Here is a 21,830-nt window from a genome sequence, read left to right on the forward strand (position 1 = left end):
TCCGTTTTATACATCAGCCGTTCGGCTAGCATCCGCCGATACCAACGGGCTAAGGTGATGCCTGAACAGCCACACGACACCTCCACCACCCGACCACCACATAACCAACCTCCACCACCGAACAACTCACACCCCCGCCCACCCAGCAGGGAGGACCACCATGACAACCACCACAGCCCCCACCACCACGGCCCCGGCCACCACCCGGACCACACACCCCACCCCCAACGACACCGCCACCGAACTCCTGCACGCCATGACCGCCCTACCCACCCACCACCCCTCCCGACCCGCCCTCCGCGACAAGGCCATCGAAGCCTGGCTCCCCCTGGCCCACCACCTCGCCCACCGCTACAGCGGACGCGGCGAACCCACCGACGACCTCACCCAGACCGCCGCCGTCGGCCTCATCAAAGCCATCGACAAATGGGACCCCACCCGCGGCGTCGATTTCGCCGGCTACGCCATCCCCACCATCATCGGCGAACTCAAACGACACTTCCGCGACCGCACCTGGGACATCCGCGTCCCCCGCCGCCTCCAGGAACTCCGCCTCGCCATCAGCGAAGCCAACAGCAACCTCCTACAAACCCTCGGCCGCTCCCCCACCATCACCGACATCGCCACCCACCTCAACCTCACCGAAGAAGAAGTCCTCGAAGGACTCGAAGGCGCCCGCGCCTACAACGCCGTCTCCCTGTCCACCCCCACCGGCGACGGCGACCGCACCACCGAACTCGGCGACCTCCTCGGCGCCGAAGACAACGAATACGAACTCGCCGAACTCCGCGTCGCCCTCGGCCCCGCCCTCGCCACCCTCGACGAACGCGAACAGAAAATCCTCACCCTCCGCTTCTACGGCAACCTCACCCAATCCCAGATCGCCGAACAGATCGGCGTCTCCCAAATGCACATCAGCCGCCTCCTCACCCGCGCCCTCACCAAACTCCGCGGCCAACTCGCCGACACGTACTGACCGGTGCGCCCGGCCGCCCGGTCCCGGGCGGCCCACCGGCCGGTTATCCCCGGGGCGGGCCGGCCGTCGTCCGGTACTCTGTACGGGCTAAAGGATGTCTCGTAACTCGCTCTTCATCCTCTGTGGATGATCGGGCACGATGTTCCGGTGCAGGTGATCACGTCAGCCCGCCCGGAGTGGATTTCCCGTTCACTGGTTCGCAACCAGCCCAGTTCCGCAGGCTGGTCCGCCTGGTGTCCGAGCGAGGCGGTGACGCGATCGCCGACGGACGGCCGGGCAGGCCGTGGGCGCTGTGCCTGGCCGACCGGGTGCTCCTGGTTGCCGCGTACTGGCGTACCAACCTGACGATGCGCCAGATCGGCCCGCTGTTCGGGGTGTCGCACTCCGCCGCGCACCGGGTCGTCGACACCCTCGGCCGAACAGCCTGCCGTTCGCTCCCGGCGGGTACTCCTTGATGTGTGATCGAGTAGCCGCACGAGCGGCGGCGGCACCGGCACATCCCGGGTCGCTGCCTTTGCCCGGTGTTTCAGCCCTCGGTCCTCGGCGGTGTCGTCCCCATCGCCCCAGGCCCGGCCCACGGCCACCGCGTTGAGCCCGTCAGGTGCAGCACGCCCCACCCCCCACGCTGGGCGGGCCGCTCGTACTCGTCTTCCCTCAGGTGAAGCACTTCCTCGGGCCGCAGCGCGGCGTAGTACATGCATCCGAAGAACGCTTCCAACTCGGGCACGGTACGCCCCACCTCGGCGAGCAGTGCCCGCGCTTGATCGGGGTTGACCACCGCGCGACGGTCCACCTCATCGGCTGTCTTCGGCGCGGTCCAACTCACCAGCGACATCGGGTGCGCGTCGAGTAGCCGCAGTTCTCCGGCGTACTTGAGTGCGCCGGAGAAGACGGCCCGTTTCCGGGCGATCGTGCTGGGCGACGCGGGAGCGCCGTCCATCCGTAGGGCAAGCGTGTCGAGAGCCTTGCGGACCAACGCGGCGTCGGCGAGCGCGGCCAGGTCGACAGTGTTGGCCTTGAGCCAGCGCACGGCGGCGGCCAGCTCGGCCGGCGGCTCTCCGGTGTCACGGCGGGCCTTGTTGAACACCCACCCGTATCTTATCCCTGAACCGGGTTTGTTGTATCGGAAATGGTCCGGCCAGGCCACGAGTCAGGCGGCCCATTTGGAAGCTAGCGAGTGGACAGCTCGAATGGGCATCATTGAAGGCCGGGCAAGGGCTCTGCATTCCCTAGCGTCGAATGGACGGGCCATCGAACGGCTAGCAACGTAGATGGACTCCGCACAGCGGCGGGGCATCGACTTGGCAAACCTTCCAGCCGCCATCGATGCCCCGTTCTTGCTTTGTGTGGAAGCGCCATTCGTGCGGCGTGCCTTTGTAAAAAATCGTCCGTCCGGTTGTGGCGTCGACGTCCGTGAAAATAAAACTGACCTGCGCCGATACGGTGCCGGTAGAGTCGACCGTCTTCCAATCGGCGGACGCTACTTTGATGCCCGTGCCGGCCGCGGCTGAGTCGGGTGCGTTGGTGGAACCAGCGTGAGCGGGCTTGGTGGCGGCGGCGCCAGGTGCTCCAGTGGTGGGCGTGGTCGGGCGGTGTCGGTTGATGCTGTCGCTATCCTGGCAGCCGCAGCCGCCCTCGTTTTTGTTGTCTTCGCACGCATGATCATCAAGGCGGCTGCGCCCACCCCACCCGCAGTGTCCACACTGCTCAGACAGCTAATGGTGGCTGCCGTAGTAGGCCCTACGCCACACCTCTGGCCTCGGCACAGTTGTAATAGGCGCCACTTGCGTGTTCGCAGACCAAGACATACACGTAGTACCCATCGGCAAAGAGGTTTCCGTGCGTCGACCTGCAGGCCCCGTCGTTGGACGGGTCATCTATCATGACCCTGAAGGGTCCACCGGTGTCAGGGTGGGTTCCATCAAGAACGGCAAAGACGCCCCGGCCATTGGATTTGTTGTCACACACCGTCACCTTTTCGCTCGACGGATAGCCTGCCAGGTCAGCGTCGAAGAACACCGCACCGCCGCCGCCCGCCGTGTAGAGCCAGTGCACGTTTTGGGGCGGCACCGCGGCACTCGCGTGCGCGGCGCCCCCAAATACGACGGCCGCCGTCACGGCCGCCAGCAGGCTCATTCGTCGTAACCATCGCATCTGCGACTCCTCCATTTCGTCATTCCGGTCACGGCTGGCGTGACCGGAGGGAATTCTCTGTTGTGACGCTTGCCAAGATCGTTGCCACACGGACGGAATTTGTCAAGGTCGGTGGGACCAGTGTGGCTTTTCATCGTGATGGGCCTGCTCACGATGGGCGCCGGCGTAACTCGTGTCGTCATAGGACGAGGCGATCGCGCGGCACACCGTGCTGGTCATGGCCGCCCTCGCCGTCTGCGCGGTCACCGCCGCCCATCTCACCGACCGCACCAACACCCAGGCGCCGCCGCCGAGCCCACCGGACCAGCCGCCACCACCCGAGCCCGGGATCCTGAATAGCCGATCCACACCACAAGATCCAGGAGACACTCCCTAGCGGGCTGTTAGCTCAACCGGCAGAGCAGCGGACTTTGATCCTCGGGGAGCGGTCTTTGTCCCCCACCACGGAACGTTGTCGTCCCCTGTGGACGGCGGGTGTCACGTGGGTGCGATGTGGGTGCCAGCCCGGATCGCGGATCTTCCTCGGTCCTCGGCCCGCTGTCTGCGTCTTCGACGACGCGCCTGAGTGCTCGGGCTCGGAGCACCTGTTTTCGGCCGGCGGGTGGGCTGGCCCGTCGCGCAAGGCGGCACTTTCGATCACGACGTCGAGCTGGACGTGGCCGGTCACCTCCCTCGCCGCAGCGATCGCGGACGACGCGGTCCCCGCGAGGGCCGTGGAGTACCTGACACCCAGGCCCCCGGCCACCGGCACGGCCGGAGCCGTACCGTGGCCGCGACCAGACCGCCGCCGCGACCGATACCCCCGGGACGTACGGTGAGCGATCCGGTAGCCTTGCAGGACACGGGCTGTTAGCTCAACCGGCAGAGCAGCGGACTTTTAATCCGCGGGTTCTGGGTTCGAATCCCAGGCGGCCCACTCATCCCACCTGCGGATATTCACGTTGCCTAATTCCACTGTGGACAACGTGAGACATGTGTGAGTCACACCCGTGACTCACGTCCGCGGACACCGACCCCGCTGGCAATCGAGACATTTAACGTTCACTACGTCGTCTTGGGGTAAATCCGGCCATCACGACATAGCCCGGCATCTCACCCCCCAGTGGGTGGTTCGAGAGCTTGTGTCCGTTATGAGCTTGATAGTTCGTCAGAGGCCCTGTTGGTGGGGGTTACACGGACGGCGTGGGCGAGGCGAGGGGGACGTGGTTGGCCGCCCGGACCGACTGGGTGTCCAGCACCACCGCGGTCGAACACGACTACCGCGAACTCGAAACCGGTCTCGACCTGGATGGTCAGGCGGCGGGTCTCTGACCGCCTGGTGTGGCGGCCTGGTCGGCCGGCAGGTTGACCGGTGGAGGTACGACCGCGTCGGCGCCATTCGATGCGGCGCTGTCGCGGCTGAGGAGGACGCGTAGCACCCGATCCGGTCGCAGCAGGCTGGTGGGCGCAGCGAGCAGGCCCGTCACGCGTACAAACGCGGCACCCAGACTCGCGTCGGTGGCGGCTGCGGCGTGCAGCCGGGGCAGGTACGCGTTGACCATGCGGATCCGTGCCGTGCGGCGGCCGGGTACCTCGGGGAAGGCAAGATCCGAGCCGGTGGCGATCTCCCACGGCGCGTCGACGACTTTGGCTATGGCCTGGAAGTAGCGCCGCGAGGTGGGCAGGCGCCCTGCGGCCAGCAGGTCACCGAACGCGGCGGCTTGCAGCGCGGCCACGGTCATACCCTGGCCGTAGATGGGGTTGAACCCGCATACTGCGTCGCCGAGGACGAACAGCCCGTCGGGGAAGCGGGAGAGCCGCTCGTACCGGTGCCGCACGTTGGCCGGGTACTGGAAGGTGGCCGGTTTGCCGAGCGGCTCGCCGTCGCGGATCGCGGTGTAGATGTCGTCGAAGGGCAGGCTCCGCGCGAACGCGAGGAAACCCTCCAGCTCGGTCGGTGGTTGGTCGCCGAGCATCCCGACCTGGGTGGCCAGGTACCGCTCGCCCTCCTGCGCGACGAGCCCGGCGCCCCGCGGCTGCCCGGGGTGCCAGGAGTGCAGCATGAGCGCGTCGCTGCCCAGCGCGCCGGGCGGCAACCGGTAGGCGCGGCTGGTGTAGCACACCCCGATATGCACCTTGTCGGCCTGCGGTCGGGTGTAGCCCCAACTCTCCAGCCAGAGCGGGGTACGCGAGCCGCGCCCGGTCGCGTCGACGACCAGGTCCGCGTCGATGACCGTGATGTGGCCGTCTGCACCGCGCACCCGTACCCCGGTGACCGTGCGGCGGTCGGCCGTGGTGGTCGGCACGACGACATCGAGGCCGTCGGCGACGCGGACGTTGGGCAGGGCGCGGACGCGGTCCCGCACGCCGGACTCCAGCAGCGGCCGGCTGGGGAACAGGACCGGCTGGCCGATGTCCGCCTGCCTGATCCGATGGCCGGACAGGAACCATCGAATGCCGCCCAGCAGGTCCCCAGTAGGTGCGCCGCCCGCGATGATCTCGGCGGTCAGGCCGGGGAACAGCCCGTCCAGCACCTGCGCGCCGCGGGCCAACAGCGCGTGTATGTGGTGTCCCTGCGGTACGCCGCGGCGCTGCGCCACGCCCGAGGGCAGGCGGTCGCGTTCGACGATCGTCACCCGCTCGAACGACTCCGCGAGGACCCGTGCGGTGAGCAGGCCCGCCATGCTCGCGCCCAGAACGACCGCGTGCCCGCCGACGATGCGACCCATGGTCCTCCCATGCTTTTTCGACAGGGACAATTATCCGCGGTGAATCGCCCGCCCTTCTTCTCCGACATTGCGCTCACGCGAATCACCATTGCCGCGAGCCGGCGCGAACACCGGCCGCGACGCTGCTGGCCGACGCGGCCAGTAGGGAGAAGGGTTTGAACCCCTGAGCCCGACCACCCACGGCCTGGCAGGGGGCACGGCGGGGGCCTGCTCGCCCGAGTTGCCGTGCCGCGTGGCGCCCGATCATGCAGTGTGACGAAGCGGAGGTGCGGTTCAGGGACTTCACGCGTGTGCCCGAAAACCCGTCCACGCGCGGCTCTGGCTCACATTCGGTGGTAGCAGCGAGTAGCGAACCGTTCGCCTGGCCGGCGGTGATGATCAGATTGGATAAGCCGACAGAGAGTCGTATCCGGGACTCGGCCACGGCATCGTGCTTAAGACCGGCCACAGCCGTCATGATGACCTGGACCGAACCCTCGGACGGCGGCCCGGCAGCCTGTGCCGTCTCGGCAGCCGTCGGCCGAGGGGGAGCCGTCAGCCGAGGGGCAGCCGGTCGACCAGCTTGTCGAGCTGGATCGGCAGGGTACGCAGCCGCAGTCCGGTCGCGTGGTGCACCGCGTTGGCGACGGCCGCCGCCGAGCCCACGATGCCGATCTCGCCCAGCCCCTTGATACCGAGCGGGTTCCCGCGGTCCTCGTCCGGCACCCAGTACGCCTCGATCCGCTGTACGTCCGCGCAGGCGGTCACGTGGTAGGTGGCGAGGTCCCGGTTCACCCAGTCGCCGAACCGCTGGTCGAGTACCCCCTCCTCGTGCAGCGCCATCGAGAGCCCCATGGTCATCCCGCCGATCAACTGGGACCGGGCGGTGGTCGGGTTCACCACCTCGCCGACGGCGAAGACCCCGAGCATCCGGGGGACCCGGATCTCGCCGGAGTCGACGTTCACCCGCGCCTCGACGAAGTGCGCGCCGAAGGCGTACCGGGGGGCCGAGGGGAGCGTGCGAGTCTCCTCGGAGGTGTCGAGCCGTACCGAGAGGCCCTCCGGCGGGACGCTCCCGGCGTACCGCTCGTCGAGCTGCCGGCGCAGGCTCCGGCAGGCCCGGTCCACCGACAGGCCCCAACCGGCGGTACCGGTCGAGCCGCCGGCGACGTACGCCGGGGGAAGGTCGCTGTCGCCGATGCTGATCGTGACCCGCTCGCCGGGTACCCCGAGGGCGTCCACGGCGATCTGCCAGAGCGCGGTCCGGGCGCCGGTCCCGATGTCGGTGGCGTTGATCCGCACCCGGTACGTCCCGTCCGGGGCGGCCGCCGCCTCGGCGGACGCCCCCGGGGTCCGGGCCGGATAGATCGCGCTGGCCATGCCCGTGCCGACCAGCCACCGGCCCTGCCGGCGTACGCCCGCGGCGGGATCGCGGTCCGCCCAGCCGAACCGTCGGGCCCCGTCCCGCAGGCAGGCGGCCAGGTTGCGGCTGCTGAACGGCACACCCTCCTCGGGATCGATCTCGGTGTCGTTGCGCAGCCGCAACTCGACCGGGTCGACCCCGCAGGCGACCGCCAGCTCGTCCATCGCGCACTCCAGCGCGAAGGATCCCGGGCATTCCCCGGGGGCGCGCATCCAGGACGGCGTCGGCACGTCGAGCCGGGCCAGCCGGTGTGTCGTCCGGCGGTGCGGTGCCGCGTAGAGCGCCCGGGTCAGCACGGCGGTCTGCTCGGCGAACTCGATGCTGGTGGAGGTCTGGCTGATCGCGTCGTGGCAGATCGCGGCCAGCCGGCCGTCGGCGTCGGCGCCGAGCCGGATCCGCTGGATCACCGGGGTGCGGTACCCGACCGGGCCGAAGATCTGCTGGCGGGTCAGCGCCAGCCGTACCGGCCGGCCGACCTGCCGGGCGGCCATCGCGGCCAGTACCGGCGTGCACCGGGGACTTCCCTTGCTGCCGAAGCCGCCGCCGACATGCTCGGCGGTGACCCGGATGGTCTCGGCGGGCAGCTCGAAGAGGCGGCCGAGGGCGTGCTGGACGTCCGTGCTGCCCTGGCTGGAGTCGTGTACCAGCAGCCGGCCGTCCGCCCAGGACGCCGTCGCGGCGTGCGGCTCCATCGGGTTGTTGTGGTACGCCGGGGTCCGGTACGTCTGGTCGAGCCGCACCTCCGCCGCCTGGTAGCCGCTGTCGAAGTCGCCCACCGAGGTGTCGGTGGGGTAGGCCGGGTTGACCTGGTCCGGCTTGTAGAGGCTCGGGTGCCGCTCGGTCAGTACGCTGCTGTGCGGCTCGGTGTCGTAGTCGATCCGGACTCCCCGGGCGCCCTCCCGGGCCGCCTCCAGCGACTCGGCCACCACCAGCGCCACGATCTCGCCCCGGTAGCGCACCCGGGGCTGCTGGAGCAGCAGCAGTTCCGCGCTCTGCGTCGGGTTCAGCCGGGGCGCCGTCTCGTGGGTCAGCACCGCAAGTACCCCCTGCTCGCGCATCGCCGCCGTGGTGTCGATCCGGATGATCCGCCCCTTCGCCACGGTGGCCTGGACCGCCCAGCCGTACGTCAGGTCCTCCGCCGGATGCTCCACCGCGTACCGGGCGGTGCCGGTGACCTTCTCCCGGCCCTCCAGCCGGGGGTGTGCCCGGCCGACGGCGGCGGCCGGCGCGCTCACCGGGTCACCCCGGCGGGCCCGCTCATCGGTCCCGCTCCGCCGTGCCGGTGCCGTCCTCGACCAGTTCCGCCAGGGTCCGCACGGTCAGGTTGCGGATCAGTGGGATCTTGAAGGCGTTGTGCGCCAGCGGTCGGGCGGCGGCGAGTTCCTCCTCGGCGGCGAGCCGGAAGGTCTCCTCGGTCGCCGGTTGCCCGCGCAGCGCCGCCTCGGCCAGCCGGGGCCGCCAGGGCCGGTGCGCGACCGCGCCCCAGCCCAGCCGGACGTCCCGGACCAGGCCGCCGTCGAGGTCGATCGCCGCCGCCACGGAGCCGGCGGCGAAGGCGAACGATGCCCGGTCCCGTGCCTTCCGGTACGCCGAACGGCGTGCGAACGGCAGCCCGGGGATCCGTACCGCCGTGACCAGCCCGCCCGGGGCCATCGTGGTCTCCTGGTCCGGCCGCTCGCCGGGGAGCCGGTGGAACTCGGCCAGCGGGATGTCCCGGGCGCCGGTCGGCTCCAGCACCTCCACCACGGTGTCGAGGGCGACCAGCGCGACCGCCATGTCCGAGGGGTGGGTGGCGACGCACTGCGGTGACCAGCCGAGGATGGCGAGTTCCCGGTTCTGTCCCTCCAGCGCCGAGCAGCCGGCGCCGGGCTCCCGCTTGTTGCACGGCCGGCTGACGTCCTGGAAGTAGTAGCAGCGGGTACGTTGCAGCAGGTTGCCGCCGACGGTGGCCATGTTGCGCAGTTGCCCGCTCGCCCCGGCCAGCAGGGCCCGGGCCAGCACCGGGAAGTCCCGGCCGACCGTCGGGTGCGCGGCCAGGTCGCTGTTGCGGACCGTGGCGCCGATCCGGAGCCCGCCGTCGGGCAGCGACTCGACCGAGTCCAGTGGCAGCCGGGTGACGTCGACCAGCAGCCCGGGTCGGGCCACCCCGAGCTTCATCAGGTCGACCAGGTTCGTGCCGCCGCCGAGGTAGGTCGCGTCCGGCTCGCCGGCCACCAGGGCCACCGCCCGGCCCGGGTCGGTGCTCCGCTCGTACCGGAAGCTCCTCATCGGACGTCCTCGGCCGCCGCGGCCTCGCGGATGGCGGAGACGATGTGCGGGTACGCGGCGCAGCGGCAGATGTTGCCGCTCATCCGTTCCCGGATCTCCGGCTCGGTGAGCCCGGCCGGCCCGGCGGTCAGGTCGGCGGTGACCTCGCTCGGCCAGCCCCGGCGCACCTCGTCGAGCATGCCGAGGGCGGAGCAGATCTGGCCGGAGGTGCAGTAGCCGCACTGGAAGGCGTCGTGCGCGACGAAGCAGCTCTGCAACGGGTGCAGCTGCCCGTCCTGCGCCAGCCCCTCCACGCTGAGCAGGTCGGCACCGTCCGCCGCGACGGCGAGGACCAGGCAGCTTTTCACCCGCCGACCGTCGAGCAGCACGGTGCAGGAGCCGCACTGGCCGTGGTCGCAGCCCTTCTTCGCGCCGATCAGTCCCAGGTGCTCGCGGAGCGTGTCGAGCAGGCTGGTCCGGTTGTCGAGGTCGAGTTCGTACGGTCTGCCGTTGACGGTTAGCCGCACCGACGACCGGTGCGGCAGGTCAATGTCCGGACTGGTTTGCACCATATGTCGAGATTACCGAGTGAAGCCGCCGGTGCGGGACCAATCCGGGCCTTCCGGTACCCGCCGCTCATCCCGGCGGGGTCGACCCCGGCGCGTACCGCCAGACCCGGATGACGCCGTCCCCGGTCCGGCAGGCGAGCAGCCGGGCGGTCCACCGGCAGGAGGAGAGGGCGTACGGCAGCGGACCCAGTGGGCGGACCGCCGTACCCTCCGGATCCAGCAGACCCACCCAGGTCCGGCCCCCGCTGCCGGCATGCCGGAGCAGCAGCATGGGCGCGGACTCGGTCGGGGTCGGGACCTCGGTCCAGCCGGCGAGGTCCACCACGGTACGCCCGGAGCGCGGGTCCACCGCCCGGCCGAGGGCGGCGTTCTCGCCGACCTCCACCAGGTGCACGCCGTGCCCCCGCAGCGACACCCGCCCGGCACTGCGCCACGCCGTACCGCCGGTGACCGGGTCGAGCACCTCGATGCCGGTCCGCCCCTCCAGACAGAGCATCGACCCGCAGGCCCCGACGTTCGGCCCGTCCGTCGACAGTGCCCGGATCCACCGGCGCTGCCAGCGGTCCGCCGAATAGAGGGCGAGGTGCGACTCGGACCGCACCAGCACGGAGTCGCCGGCCCGTTCCGCGTAGAGCGGCGGACCGCCCACCGGATCGAGCGGTTGCCGGAGCACCCCGCTCCGGGGGTCGCGCAGTTCGAGCCGGCCGTCCGGGTGCCCGGTCAGCAGCGCGGCCGGCCGTCCGGCGGTGGCGGGCACGGTGGCGACGCCGGTGAGCAGCGGTGAGGTCCAGAGGTCCCGGCCGGTGTCGAGGTCGAGCACCCGGACGGTCTGCCCGATCGGCGCGGCCGTGTACATCCCGGCACCCCACTCCGGGTAGTGGATCGGAGTGGTGACCGGCGGTGGCCTGTCGGGATCGATCCGCGAGCCCGGCGGGAACACCTCCTCGATTATCAGCGTGACTCCCGCCCCGTGCAGCGTCGCGAGCTGGCTCGACGTCGACCAGCGCGTCCGGCCGGTGCCGGGATCCAGCGCCGTGCTGCGGTAGGGGCCGTTCTGGGCGCCTCCCTCCGCCAGCACCAGCAGGCCGTCCTCCTCGACCAGCACCGCCTGCCGGTGCGCGGTCCGGTACGTCGTGCTCCAGATCTGCCGCCGCCGCCCCACCTCGTACGCGGTGACCCGGTGCCCGCCACCGAGCGGCTCGGCGACGAAGATCCGGTCACCGGCCAGCAGGAAGTATCCGCTGTCGCTCATCCGGTACACCTCGGTGAGCTGCGGAACGGCCGGTGGCGCCGCGCCGCCGGTGCCGGCCACCAACGCTCCGACCAGCACCAGTGCGGCCGTCCGGAGCCGACGTCGACGCGACCGGCGGGACGGGGCAGGGTCGGGCGGCAGGTCGTAGCGCTCCTCGCCGAGTTCGATCAACGCCACGGCCTCACCCTTCGCCGCCGGGGCCGGTCGGGTACCGAGGCAATTATCCGACCTCGCCGCCACCCGGAAGGGGCGGCCGGACCACCCGGTCCGCGCCGACGGCCGGTCAGCGACGCGACCGCAGGGGGCTATTCGGCGGTGACGTCGGCGACCACCAGCGTCACGTTGTCCGGGGCACCCGCCTGGTGGGCGAGCTTCACCAACTGACTCGCGCACTCCTCCCGGTCCGGAAAACCCGTCAGCGTCGCGGCGATGGCGTCGTCGTCGACCACGTCGGAGAGGCCGTCGCTGCACAGCAGCAGCCGGTCACCGGACTGGGCGATCAGCGCGATCGTGGCCGGCTCCAGCGGGCCACCCTGCATCACCCGGGTGACCAGGGACCGCTGCGGATGCCGCCGGGCCTCCTCCGGAGTCAGCCCACCCTGGTCGACCAGCGCCTGTACGAAGGTGTCGTCCCTGGTGAGCCGGGCCAGCCGGCCGCCGCGCAGCAGGTAGCCCCGGGAGTCGCCGACGTGCGCCACCGCGAGCCGGCGGCCGGCGAGCAGCATCGCGGTGACGGTGGTACCCATCCCCTCGGTGGCCGGGTCGGCCTCGGTCACCGCCCGGATCCGGCCGTTGGCCGTGTCGATCGCCTCCAGCAGGGCGGTCACGGGCTCCCCGTCGGGGGCGGACCGCTCCACCGGGGCGAGCGTGCTGATCGCGATCTCGCTGGCCACCTCGCCGGCCGGTGCGCCGCCCATCCCGTCGGCGACGGCGACCAGGCGGCTGCCGGCGAACGCCACGTCCTCGTTGTTCGGCCGGACCAGGCCAGGGTCGCTGACGGCCAAGCTGCGCAGGACAAAGGTCATACCGTGCAGCTTGCCCCGAGATCCACGGCAAAGTCACTACGCAGTACTGCGTAGGGTTGACTCATGATGCCGGTCTCCATGGTCGGGCGTGCCGGCGAGCTGGCCGAGTTCGCCGCCGCCTGGGCCGTGGTCAGTGGCGGGCGCCCCCGGACCGGCTGCGTGGTGGTCACCGGCGCCGCCGGGGTCGGCAAGAGCCTGCTGATCAGCGCCGCCCTGGACGGCCTCTCGCCCCGACCGGTGACCATCCTCACCGGTACGGCCCGGGTGCACACCCCGGCGCCGTACGACTGGCTCGCCGCCGCGCTCAGCGGTCGGGACACCGCCGACTTGCCGCTGCCGCCCGACGCGCTGGCCTGGCTGGCCCAGCACCCGAACGCGCCCCGCGAGCGGTACGCCCCCGACGCGCTGCTACGCCTCGCGGTACGCACCGTACGGGCGCTGGTCGGAGCCGGGCCGGCGGTACTGGTGGTGGAGGACCTGCACGCGCTCGACCCGGCCAGCCTCAACCTGGTCGGCGAGCTGGCCGCCGCACCGGACCTGCCCGCCCTGCTGCTCGTCGGCAGCCGGCCGGCGGAGGAGGCGGTGTCGCCCCAACTGGTCGCCGCCACCCTGGCCCGGCTCTCCGGCGCGCCGGGCGCGATCCGGCAGCATCTCGGCCCGCTGGGCCGGCCGGACGTGGCCGCCGTGCTCGGCCAGGTCTACCCCGGCGCGCCGGTGCCGTCGTCGGTCGTCGACGCCGTCTGGCGGCGCACCGGCGGCAACCCCTACCGGCTGGTGGAGCTGCTGGTAGCGGAGCGCGGCCGCCGGCCCGAGGAACTCGTCGCCCCGACGCCCACCGCCGAACTGACCGGCCGGGAGATCGAGGTGCTCTCCTGTCTGGCCGCCGGCATGTCCAACAAGCAGGTGGCCCGGTCGCTCGGCATATCGGTGCGGACGGTCACCGTGCACGTCTCCAATCTGCTCCGCAAGACCGGCTCGGCGTCGCGTACCGAGGCGGCGCTCTGGGCGGTACGCCAGCAGCTCACCGATCCGGCCCGGCAGAGCTGATCCGGTCCGGGTACCCCGCTCGGATACGGCGTCGCTGGTGAGCGGCTCGGCGAGGTGTTCCGCCCGCCTTGACGCGTACGCCATCATTGATGGATAGGCCCGAGATGCGAAGGGGGTGGCCGCGGTGAAACGTGGCACCACTGTGGAAAGGCCGACCAGTCCGGCGTTGACCAGCATCTTCCTCTGATCGCACCCGGTCGTGGAGCCGGGGTTGCCGCAGCCGGTCGGTCACGTCTCTATCATCGAGGCGCGTGCGGGAGCCACCCGGGACTTCCCGACGCACAACATGAGTGCCGCTCGACCTAGCCGGTGTTTTTCGCGGATGGTGGTGCACGATAGATGAGGATCCAGCCCCGTCAGGAGCTCCTGGAGATCTGGGCGGCCACCGTCCGGACGAGCTGGCAGGACGGAAAGTGGCAGTGGGGCGGGCGGGACGGGCCCAATTCGATCAGTGACGCCGAGCAGTTGCTCTGCATCCTGCTGCCGGCCACCCAGGCGGACTTCGGACTGGACCGTCCGGACGAGACCGCCGAGGAAATGATCAGGGCGCTGCGTCCACTCGGTACCGCCACCCAGATTCCCCGGATCCTGATCCAGGTGCTCACCGAGTATTACCAGCGCTACACCGACAAATCCGGGACGCCGGTCTTCTCCGGCCGGACATATTTCCAGACCGACGGCGGCGAGCCCTCCGAACAGCAACTCGATCTCGACATCGTCGACTCGTTCGCCATGTCGATCACACTCTCCCTGGCCGCCATCGGTTTCGCCCGGGTCTTCCGCACGGCGGTACGCCGCGAGGAGATTCTCCGGGAGATCGACGAGCTGGAGAGCATGGCGAGCGCGCGGCTGACCGCCGCCATGGTGGGCCTGCTGCGCAGCTTCGCGGTGAACGTCTTCGACGTCGACTCCGAGGAGGGCCAGGCGCTGGTCCGTACCCTCAACCAGAGCAACCTGCCGCAGCGGCAGATCGTCGCGCAGTTGCGCCGCCGGCTGCGGCAGACCATCGCGAGCTTCCGCGAGGTCATGATCGGTTCCGGCCAGGTGGCCGACCTGGACAGTCCGAACCGGCTCTTCGAGTGCGGCTGGTCCTGGGGCATCGTCCGGGACGCCCCGGACGTCGAGACGACCGAGCCGGTCGGCCAGCAGCCGGTCGGCGTGGCACCCGAGGAGCCCTATCTCTACTTCACCGTCATCGCGATCGACGCGATCGAGGAGCTCTTCACCGAGCGGACCCGGATCCTCGGTCTGCTCAACGAGGAGCAGCAACGGCTCTCCCGGGCACTCCAACTGCGCTGGGATCTGACCCGGGGCTACTGGGCCACCGTCGCCACCTTCGGCGACGGCCACCGCTGGCCGCTGGAGGACATCCCCTGGCGGACCACCGACCGGGACGCGACCGACTACTACACCCTGCTGGTGACCTCCCTGGCGGTCAAGGGTCTGGTGGTCGAGCGGGGCGCCGACGCCGAGCTGGGTCGGGTCGGGGCGGTGTTGGAGGAGCTGGCCAACCGGGCGCGGATCACCCGCCGGCCCTTCGACCAGGATCCGGCGCTCGCGCTGCACTCTCCCGGGGTGCGGATGACGTTGCAGAACAGCGAGAAGCTGGGCGGCCCGACGCTGCGCTGGACGGTGACCGAGTTCTCCGCCCTGCTGTTGCAGCGCACCGTCTACATCGCCGGCCTGCTCAGCGACGCCGAGCAGCGGGCCAGGATGTTGGACCTGGCCGACCGGGTCTGGGACCATCTGGTGCTCCGCCGCCTCGAACGCGGCAGCGGCCGGAGCCTGTGGGACCAGCCGGCCCGGGTGTTCCGGCAGTTCGACGACTTCCACGATTCCCCGTCGTGGTATTACACGGAACGGGTGGTGCAGGGGCTGGTCACCACCGTCCGCGTGCTGCGCCGGCCACCGCTGCGCAGCGAGCGGCTCACCATGCACGCGCTGGACCTGCTCAACGAGGCCGAGCACCTCTACGACATGGAACTGCTGGCCGGTGCGGCGGAGGCGGGTCCGAAGATGCAGCAGACCCTCCAGGTGGTCCGGGTGAACCTGAGGCGGGCCAGGGAGATCGTGCACGAGCGGCCCGGTACGGCGGCGGCACTGACCAGTTCGGTACTGCGCTGGTTGGACGAGTTGAACGCGGCCCGCCGCGACGTCGCGGAGGCTGGCTGAAATGTTGATCTTCGCGGCCTCCGACAAGGGCGGCACCGGACGCTCGGTAACCAGCAGCAACATGCTCTACCGGAGCGCGTTGCAGGGCAGCGACGTCTGCTATCTCGACTTCGACTTCGGGTCGCCGACGGCCGGTGCGATCTTCAACATCGACTCCGCCGTGCACGGCACCACCCGCGGCGGGCTGCACGACTACCTCGACGGCGCCCTGGCCGAGCCGCAGCGGATCGAGGTCTGGACCGAGTCCGACCGGCCCAGCCTGCGTAACCGGCCGCCCGGCGCCGGCCGGCTGGTGCTGCTGCCCGGCGACAGCGGCGGCGGGGAGTTCCCGGCCACCCGGGAGCGGATCGAACGCTGCGCCCGGCTCTTCCTGCGGCTGGAGGAGGAGTTCGACCTCAGCCTCGTCGACCTCAGCGCCGGCCGGTCGTACGCCACCCAGATGGTGCTGGCGGCCACCGCCATGCCGGAGCTGAAGTCGGTACGGTCCCGCTGGCTGGTCTTCCACCGCTGGACCCGGCAGCACGTCCTCGCCGCCTCGGGCCTGGTCTACGGCACCCGGGGCATCCTGGACGCCGGCACCCGGGTCGGGCACGACCACGACGAGCTGGTGAACCGGCTCCGGTTCGTGCGTACCGCCGTGGTCGACCCGGACTCGCCGGAACTGGAGGGGCTGCGGCCGGCGCAGGTCGCCTGGCTGCGGGAGTGCAACCAGGACCTGCTGGAGCTGGCCAGCAACAACCGGGTGGGCCGGACCATGCTGATCGGCTCCGTACCGCTCGACCCGGTGCTGCAATGGCGCGAGCAGCTCATCTCCGACAACGACGTGTACGCGCGCAAGATCGCAAACCTGGAGACCGTGGAGGCCTTCTCGGCACTGGCAAAGCTCATCGTCGACGACGCGGCCTGGGAGATGCTGTGATGAGACCGGATGTGACCTTCGAGGAGACGGCGGCCAGACGCAGTGTCGAGTCCGTACCGCTCTCGCACCTCTCCGTCGAGCTGGGGCACCTCTACATCGAGGAGTTCGCCGGCGGCATCGACCAGCTCCGCCGGCACTTCGCCCGGGTCGCGCCCTGGGCGGCGGCGGCCCGGCAGGCCTGCGCCGACCGGCTGCCGAGTGGCCGGCCCCGGATCAGCACCTGCTTCCTGATCGACGACTACTTCACCCGGTTCAGCACGCCCAGGGTGGTGATGGAACAGGTGCGCGAGGCCGCGCAGGACACCGGGCTGGTGATCGACTACTTCGCCCGGGAGGCCGGCTGCGCCCAGGCCGACGACATCCCGCTCGCCGAGCTGGTGCTCACCCAGCTCGTCTCCGATCCGGTCCCGGAAACCACCGGTGACCGCCCGCCCACCTCGGAGACCGGCTGGCTCTGCAACGGCAGGCGGTCGCCCGTCTCCGGCCCCGGCCAGGCGATGAGCGCCGGCCGGACCTGGCAGCCGCCGGTGCAGAACGCGGCGAACCGGCATTCCATCTTCATGGACGTCGAGCTGTGGGACTACGAGGACGACGGCCAGCGGCGCTGGTCCTGCCCGTTCCTGGCGGCCGTCTGGCAGCTCATGCGGCTGGGGCTGCTCCGGCACGAGGGCGAGGGCGTCACGAATCCCTACCAGCTCGACGACTGGCCGGACGACTGGGACGAGATGCCGGCGGTGGTGAAGCTCAACCCGCACGCCGCGCCGTTCAGCGCGTACCGGACCTTCTCGGTGCTCGGCTCGCGTTTCCTCCCCATCGAGCACGCCGTCCGGACGATCCTGAGCCAGGTCTCGATCAGCCCGGCGGTGCTGGACCAGATCCAGACCCGCAGCCGCAACGAACACATCGACCTGCCCAAGGACCTGGTCGAGCGGGCGGACTACGTCTTCGTCGGCGACTGACCGCACGCCGCTCACCGCCGTACGTCCGGCAGGTGGTCGGGGTCCGCGTCAGGTAGCCAGGTGAGCACCTGACTGGCCCGGCGCCGGAAATCGGGGTCCGGGTCGTCGCGGGCGAGTTCGGTGAGGAGTTCCCGGGTCTGGCGGTCGTTGCCGAAGTGGGTGCCGAGGGCCTGCACGGTGGCGGCCCGCACCGACCAGTCCTGGTCGCGCAGCCGCTCCACGAAAAGGGTACGCACCTCCGGATGTTCGGCGAGCCGTTCACCGAGTACCCGCAGCACCTCCCGGCGCACCTGCACGTCCTTGTCGTTGCCGGCCCGCTCGATCAGCAGCTCGCGTACTGCCCGATCGGCGCCGAAGTGCTCGCCGAGGATGCGTACCGCCACGGTGCGGATCTGCGGGTCCTCGCCGGCGGCCCGGGTCATCAGCACCTCGCACTGCTCCACGTCGGTGCCGAGCCGGGTGGCGAGTTCCACGGCGGCCTCGTGCACGAGTTCGGCGTCGGGGTCGTGCCGGATCCGTTCCAGTAGCGCCTCCCGGACGTCGGCGTCGACGCCGACCCGCTGCACCAGCAGTCGTACGGCGGCGAGCCGGACCCGGGCGTTGCTGTCCCCGTGCACCCGACCGGCGAGCAGGTCGTGCACGTCGTCGCGGGAACCGCTCCGTTCCACCACCGCGGTGGCGGCGAGCGCGAAGACGGCGGCGTCCGGGTCGTGGTGCGCCCGGTCGACCAGCACCTGGTGGACCTGGTCGGACAGCTGCGGCTCCCGGGTCAGCGCCCGGAGCGCGGCGAGCCGCACCTCCGCGTCGGAGTCGAGGCGGGCCCGGTCGAGCACCACCTCCCGGGTGGCCGGATCCCGGCGTACGGTGTCGGCGAGGGCGTTGACGGCGGCGAGGCGTACGGCCGCGTCGGAGTCGTCCCGGGCGAGCTCGGCGAGCACCTCGGAGACGGCGGAGTCCATCCCGACCCGCTCGATCAGGGCCCGGGCGGCGACGAGCCGGATCCGGGCGTCCCGGTCCCGCAGCGCGAGTTCGCCGAGCGCGGCCCCGACCGACGCCTCGGCGCCGATCTCGTCGGTCAGCGCCCGGGCGGCGAGCAGCCGTACGTCGGCGTCCCGGTCCTGGCGGGCGGCGGTGACCAACAGCTCGATCAGTGCGGTGTCCCGGTCGAAGTGCTCGACCAGCATCCGCATCGCGACCAGCCGGACGGCCTCGTCGGTGTCCCCGCCGGTGCGGCTGACCAGCAGGTCCCGGGTGGCGGTGTCCGGACCGTGTCGGTCGATCAGAGCGCGGGCGGCGGCCCGGAGCACCCCCGGGTCACGGTCGACCCGGACCCGCTCGATGAGCACCGACCGGACCTTCGCGTCACCGGCCAGCCGTTCGCCGAGGACCCGCACGCTGGTGCGCCGGGTCAGCGGGTCGGTGTCGTCGCGGGCGCGTTCGATCAGCAGGTCCCGGACGTGCCGGGTGGCGGCGAACCGCTCGACCAGGACGTGCGCGGCGGTCCTGGTCACCTCGGCGTCGGTGTCGGTGCGCAGGCACTCGACGAGTACGTCCCGGAGTTCGTCGTCGCCGCCGTACCGGTCGCCGAGGGTCTGGATCGCGGCGCGCCGTACGCTGGCGTGCTCGTCGGCGTGCGCGCGTTCCCGGAGCAGCTCGCGGACGTTCGGCTCGTCCCGGAAGCGTTCGCCGAGCGACTGCACGGCGGCGAGCCGCACCCCGGCGTACCCGTCGGCGCGGACCCGTTCGATGAGCAGGTCGCGTGCCTCCGGATCGGTGCCGAACCGCTCCCCGAGAGCCTGTACGGCGGCGAGTCGCACCCCGGCGTGGTTGTCGGCCCGGGCGCGCTTGATCAGCCGGGTCCGGGCCCGGGCGGCGGCGGCCTGGTGGGCGGGGCTGTCCACGGCGGTGGTGGCGAGCAGGGCCAGCTCGGCGAGGCCGGCGACCGAGGCGTAGGAGGCGGGGCTCTCGTCCATGCTGGCGAGCACGTCGTCGAAGAGGTCGTCGATCCGCTCGGCCGGGGTGGAGAGCATCGCGGCCAGCCGGGCGGCGTGGGTGGAGACCGGGTTCCAGACGACCCGGACGCCCCGGCGGCGGTACCAGGAGAGGTAGATCTTGCGGCCGGGCCAGTTCGGGCCGATCGCCTTGGCGGCCGGCAGGATCTCCTCGTCGATCAGCCGGGCGGTTTCCCGGTCGTCGATCGAGACGCAGTGCTCCAGCAGCAGGATGAGCTGCCGCAGCAGCGTCTCCGCCGGTTTGGCGGCGGCGCTGTGCAGGTTGCGCACCTCGGCCAGGCACTGCACGGCCAGCGCCAGGTTCCACGGCGGCGGAGCGAAGTCGGCCGGCGGCCAGGGCTGGTTGACCTCGGTGGTGAGCAGCTGGATGAGCTGCGCGGTGTGGTTCTGGTGCAGCGCACCGGCGAGCAGCCGGAGCACCTCCCGCCAGGACAGGTCGGCCCAGTGCTGCCGGAAGAGGTCCTTGAGCTGGTCGAAGGAGAGCACCTGGTCGTGCTGGAACTTCGCCAGGATGGCGTCGGCGCAGAAGAACTCCAGGAAGGTGCGGTGCACGAATCCGTAGACCTGCGGGCCGTACCGGCTGAGGATGAAGTTCCGCTCCCGGAACTGGTCGATCATTGCCAGCGCGATGCTGCGGGCGGTGGCGGCGTCCCGCCGGTAGCGCTCGACCAGATATTGCTCGAAGACGTCGCTGAGTTCCGTCCGGTCGATGTAGTTGACCGTCAGGCCCCGGTCGGCCGACTGCATCCGGTACGCCAGCCGGCGCAGCAGTTCCTTCTTGTCCTCCGGGTCCAGGAACCCGGCGACCGAGGACTGCTCCCGCAGGTGCCGGTCGGTGTCCCACTGCGCCACCAGCACGGTCGCGGCATGGTCGTAGAGCTTCCACCGCTCCCGGGGCAGCGGCTGGTGCTTGCCGATGATCGCCAAGATGGTCAGCAGCAGCGGGTTGCCGGCGAGTTCCCGGATCGCGTGCGAGTGCCGCATCGCGTCCAGCAGCCGGGCCCGCTGGGCGTGCGCGTCCTCGGGCCGGTCCCGGATCGCCAGCCGGTACCAGCTGGACAGGAAGTCGCCGGTCTGTTCCTCGTCCAGGTCCTGCAACGTGTAGTGCACGAAACCGACGCTGGTCAGGATGCGGCGCGAGTATCCGATGATCCGGGACGTGACGATCATGCGTACCTGTGGGTGGTTGGCGGCGAAGCCGGCGATCTGCCGGGCCACCTCCTCCCGGCGGTGCCGGTCGAAGACCTCGTCCAGACCGTCCAGGATCAGCACCGCCCGGCCGCCGACCCCGAGGTGCCGCAGCAGCGCGGTCCGCTCGATGCCGAGCCCGTCGGTGGCGGCCCGGTGGTCGAGATAGTCGACGAAGTTCTCGCACTTGCCCTCGGCGGCCAGGGTGACGAACGAGCGCAGCTCGATCAGCAGCGGCAGGTGCTCGGCGAGCGCGGTCAGCCGGTCGTCGACCGGGCCGCCGGTGAGGCTGAGCGCGACGTACCGGGCGGCGGTCGACTTGCCCGAGCCGGGGTCGCCGAGCAGTACGATCGCCCGCTGGTCCGGCGCGCCGAGCACGTCGAAGAGCCGCTGCAACGGCTTCGCCCGGTACGACTCGTGCAACTGCACCAACTCCCGGGGATCGACCTCCTCCGGTACGTCCTCGGTGCCGATCCGCCCCTCGGACTGCATCCGGCGCAGCCACTCCCGGGGCAGCTCGGCCGGGGGCGGATCCTCGCGTACCCACTGCTCGACGAAGACCGACATCAACTGGATCCGCAGGTAGTCCTCGGTCTGTTCCGGGGTCAGCGCGTCCAGGTCCAGCACCCCGTAGTGCTGCCGCAACCGGAGCAGGTACTGCTTGAGCGTGTCCCGGCTCAGCGTGTGCATGTCGCCGATCGGCACCCCGGCATCGGTGAGGCAGTTCGCCACCGCCGCGGTCACCATCGCGGCCAGGTCGGCCGGATCCCGAAAGGTGCTGCACATGTGCCGGTCGGCCAGCTCCGCCCGGAGCGCCTCGATCTTCTCCGCGTCCCGTCCCCGGTCCACGAAGCTGCGCGGCCAGGGCGCCTCCTCGTCCAGCAGGAAGATCAGGCACGGCTTGCCGCCGGTCAGCGCCTCCCGGTATTCGAGTTCGGTGATGGAGCGGTCGTAGCCGGCTGGGATGAAGCCGTACCGCCAGGCGAAGATGCCGACGTAGACGTCGCACTCGGCGACGTCGGCAAGGCAGCGTTCGAGGGGACGCCGGTCCTCGGCTACGTACGACTCCATGGCCATGTCCTCGACCCGCAGCCGGCGCAGCGCCAGTTGCACGGCGGCTCGGCAGTCTTGCAGATCCCGGAAAGTGGCCGAGACGTAGACCTTGGTCACGGCGGCTCCTAGGGGGCGGCGTGAGCGGCG

General features: G+C 71.0%; 15 protein-coding genes, 1 tRNA gene and 1 pseudogene. 8 read left to right on the forward strand and 9 right to left on the reverse strand.

What is annotated here, in order from left to right; translation table 11 throughout:
- Positions 1 to 160 precede the first annotated feature (160 nt).
- Together V1634_RS00005 and V1634_RS00010 are read left to right on the forward strand one after the other, a co-directional pair.
- Complete coding sequence (locus V1634_RS00005; RefSeq protein WP_331205637.1) at positions 161 to 976, forward strand: SigB/SigF/SigG family RNA polymerase sigma factor; 816 nt, start codon at positions 161 to 163, stop codon at positions 974 to 976.
- A 147-nt stretch (positions 977 to 1,123) separates the two neighbouring features.
- Positions 1,124 to 1,392, forward strand: a pseudogene (locus V1634_RS00010) (helix-turn-helix domain-containing protein); the annotation flags it as partial.
- 110 nt (positions 1,393 to 1,502) lie between these two features.
- Here the strand turns inward: V1634_RS00010 and V1634_RS00015 are convergent.
- Together V1634_RS00015 and V1634_RS00020 are read right to left on the reverse strand one after the other, a co-directional pair.
- Complete coding sequence (locus V1634_RS00015) at positions 1,503 to 2,063, reverse strand: hypothetical protein (protein WP_407951683.1); 561 nt, start codon at positions 2,061 to 2,063, stop codon at positions 1,503 to 1,505.
- Positions 2,064 to 2,716: 653 nt separating this feature from the next.
- Positions 2,717 to 3,112 (reverse strand): hypothetical protein, encoded by a 396-nt coding sequence (locus V1634_RS00020; protein WP_331205638.1) that lies wholly within the window; start codon positions 3,110 to 3,112, stop codon positions 2,717 to 2,719.
- 861 nt (positions 3,113 to 3,973) lie between these two features.
- Between V1634_RS00020 and V1634_RS00025 the strand changes: the two genes are divergently transcribed.
- Both V1634_RS00025 and V1634_RS00030 read left to right on the forward strand, forming a co-directional pair.
- A tRNA-Lys gene (locus V1634_RS00025) sits at positions 3,974 to 4,046 on the forward strand.
- Positions 4,047 to 4,312: 266 nt separating this feature from the next.
- On the forward strand, positions 4,313 to 4,441 hold the full coding sequence (locus tag V1634_RS00030) for a hypothetical protein (RefSeq protein ID WP_331205639.1): 129 nt from the start codon (positions 4,313 to 4,315) through the stop codon (positions 4,439 to 4,441).
- Here V1634_RS00030 and V1634_RS00035 read toward each other — a convergent pair.
- The 6 genes from V1634_RS00035 to V1634_RS00060 all read right to left on the reverse strand — a co-directional run bounded on the left by V1634_RS00035 (position 4,423) and on the right by V1634_RS00060 (position 12,333).
- On the reverse strand, positions 4,423 to 5,838 hold the full coding sequence (locus V1634_RS00035) for an FAD-dependent oxidoreductase (protein WP_331205640.1): 1,416 nt from the start codon (positions 5,836 to 5,838) through the stop codon (positions 4,423 to 4,425). The genes V1634_RS00030 and V1634_RS00035 overlap by 19 nt on opposite strands.
- A 534-nt stretch (positions 5,839 to 6,372) precedes the next feature.
- Positions 6,373 to 8,475: a xanthine dehydrogenase family protein molybdopterin-binding subunit gene (locus tag V1634_RS00040; protein ID WP_331205641.1), complete on the reverse strand. Its 2,103-nt coding sequence runs from the start codon at positions 8,473 to 8,475 to the stop codon at positions 6,373 to 6,375.
- A gap of 22 nt (positions 8,476 to 8,497) precedes the next feature.
- Positions 8,498 to 9,508 carry an FAD binding domain-containing protein gene (locus V1634_RS00045; RefSeq protein WP_331205642.1) on the reverse strand — a complete coding sequence of 337 codons (1,011 nt, stop codon included), beginning with the start codon at positions 9,506 to 9,508 and terminating at the stop codon, positions 8,498 to 8,500.
- Positions 9,505 to 10,059, reverse strand: coding sequence for a 2Fe-2S iron-sulfur cluster-binding protein (locus V1634_RS00050; RefSeq protein ID WP_331205643.1), 555 nt, complete (start codon positions 10,057 to 10,059; stop codon positions 9,505 to 9,507). Before V1634_RS00050 ends, V1634_RS00045 begins: the two co-directional genes overlap by 4 nt.
- Positions 10,060 to 10,123: 64 nt before the next feature.
- Positions 10,124 to 11,485, reverse strand: a complete 1,362-nt coding sequence (locus V1634_RS00055; RefSeq protein ID WP_331205644.1) for an outer membrane protein assembly factor BamB family protein — start codon at positions 11,483 to 11,485, stop codon at positions 10,124 to 10,126.
- A 128-nt stretch (positions 11,486 to 11,613) separates the two neighbouring features.
- Entirely contained in the window at positions 11,614 to 12,333 is a 720-nt protein-coding gene (locus tag V1634_RS00060; protein WP_331205645.1) for a PP2C family protein-serine/threonine phosphatase, read from the reverse strand.
- A 63-nt stretch (positions 12,334 to 12,396) separates the two neighbouring features.
- On the opposite strand from V1634_RS00060, the gene V1634_RS00065 reads away from it, so the two are divergent.
- From V1634_RS00065 to V1634_RS00080, 4 genes are all read left to right on the forward strand, one after another.
- Positions 12,397 to 13,380, forward strand: a complete 984-nt coding sequence (locus V1634_RS00065) for a helix-turn-helix domain-containing protein (RefSeq protein ID WP_331205646.1) — start codon at positions 12,397 to 12,399, stop codon at positions 13,378 to 13,380.
- 339 nt (positions 13,381 to 13,719) lie between these two features.
- Positions 13,720 to 15,552 carry an SCO2524 family protein gene (locus V1634_RS00070; protein ID WP_331205647.1) on the forward strand — a complete coding sequence of 611 codons (1,833 nt, stop codon included), beginning with the start codon at positions 13,720 to 13,722 and terminating at the stop codon, positions 15,550 to 15,552.
- 1 nt (position 15,553) lies between these two features.
- Positions 15,554 to 16,471 carry an SCO2523 family variant P-loop protein gene (locus tag V1634_RS00075; protein WP_331205648.1) on the forward strand — a complete coding sequence of 306 codons (918 nt, stop codon included), beginning with the start codon at positions 15,554 to 15,556 and terminating at the stop codon, positions 16,469 to 16,471.
- Positions 16,471 to 17,430: an SCO2522 family protein gene (locus V1634_RS00080; protein WP_331205649.1), complete on the forward strand. Its 960-nt coding sequence runs from the start codon at positions 16,471 to 16,473 to the stop codon at positions 17,428 to 17,430. Before V1634_RS00075 ends, V1634_RS00080 begins: the two co-directional genes overlap by 1 nt.
- Before the next feature lie 11 nt (positions 17,431 to 17,441).
- Here V1634_RS00080 and V1634_RS00085 read toward each other — a convergent pair whose 3' ends face one another.
- On the reverse strand, positions 17,442 to 21,800 hold the full coding sequence (locus V1634_RS00085; protein WP_331205650.1) for a HEAT repeat domain-containing protein: 4,359 nt from the start codon (positions 21,798 to 21,800) through the stop codon (positions 17,442 to 17,444).
- Between the last annotated feature and the right edge of the window lie 30 nt (positions 21,801 to 21,830).

It is taken from the genome of Plantactinospora veratri, assembly GCF_036421995.1.
GTDB lineage: Bacteria > Actinomycetota > Actinomycetes > Mycobacteriales > Micromonosporaceae > Plantactinospora > Plantactinospora veratri.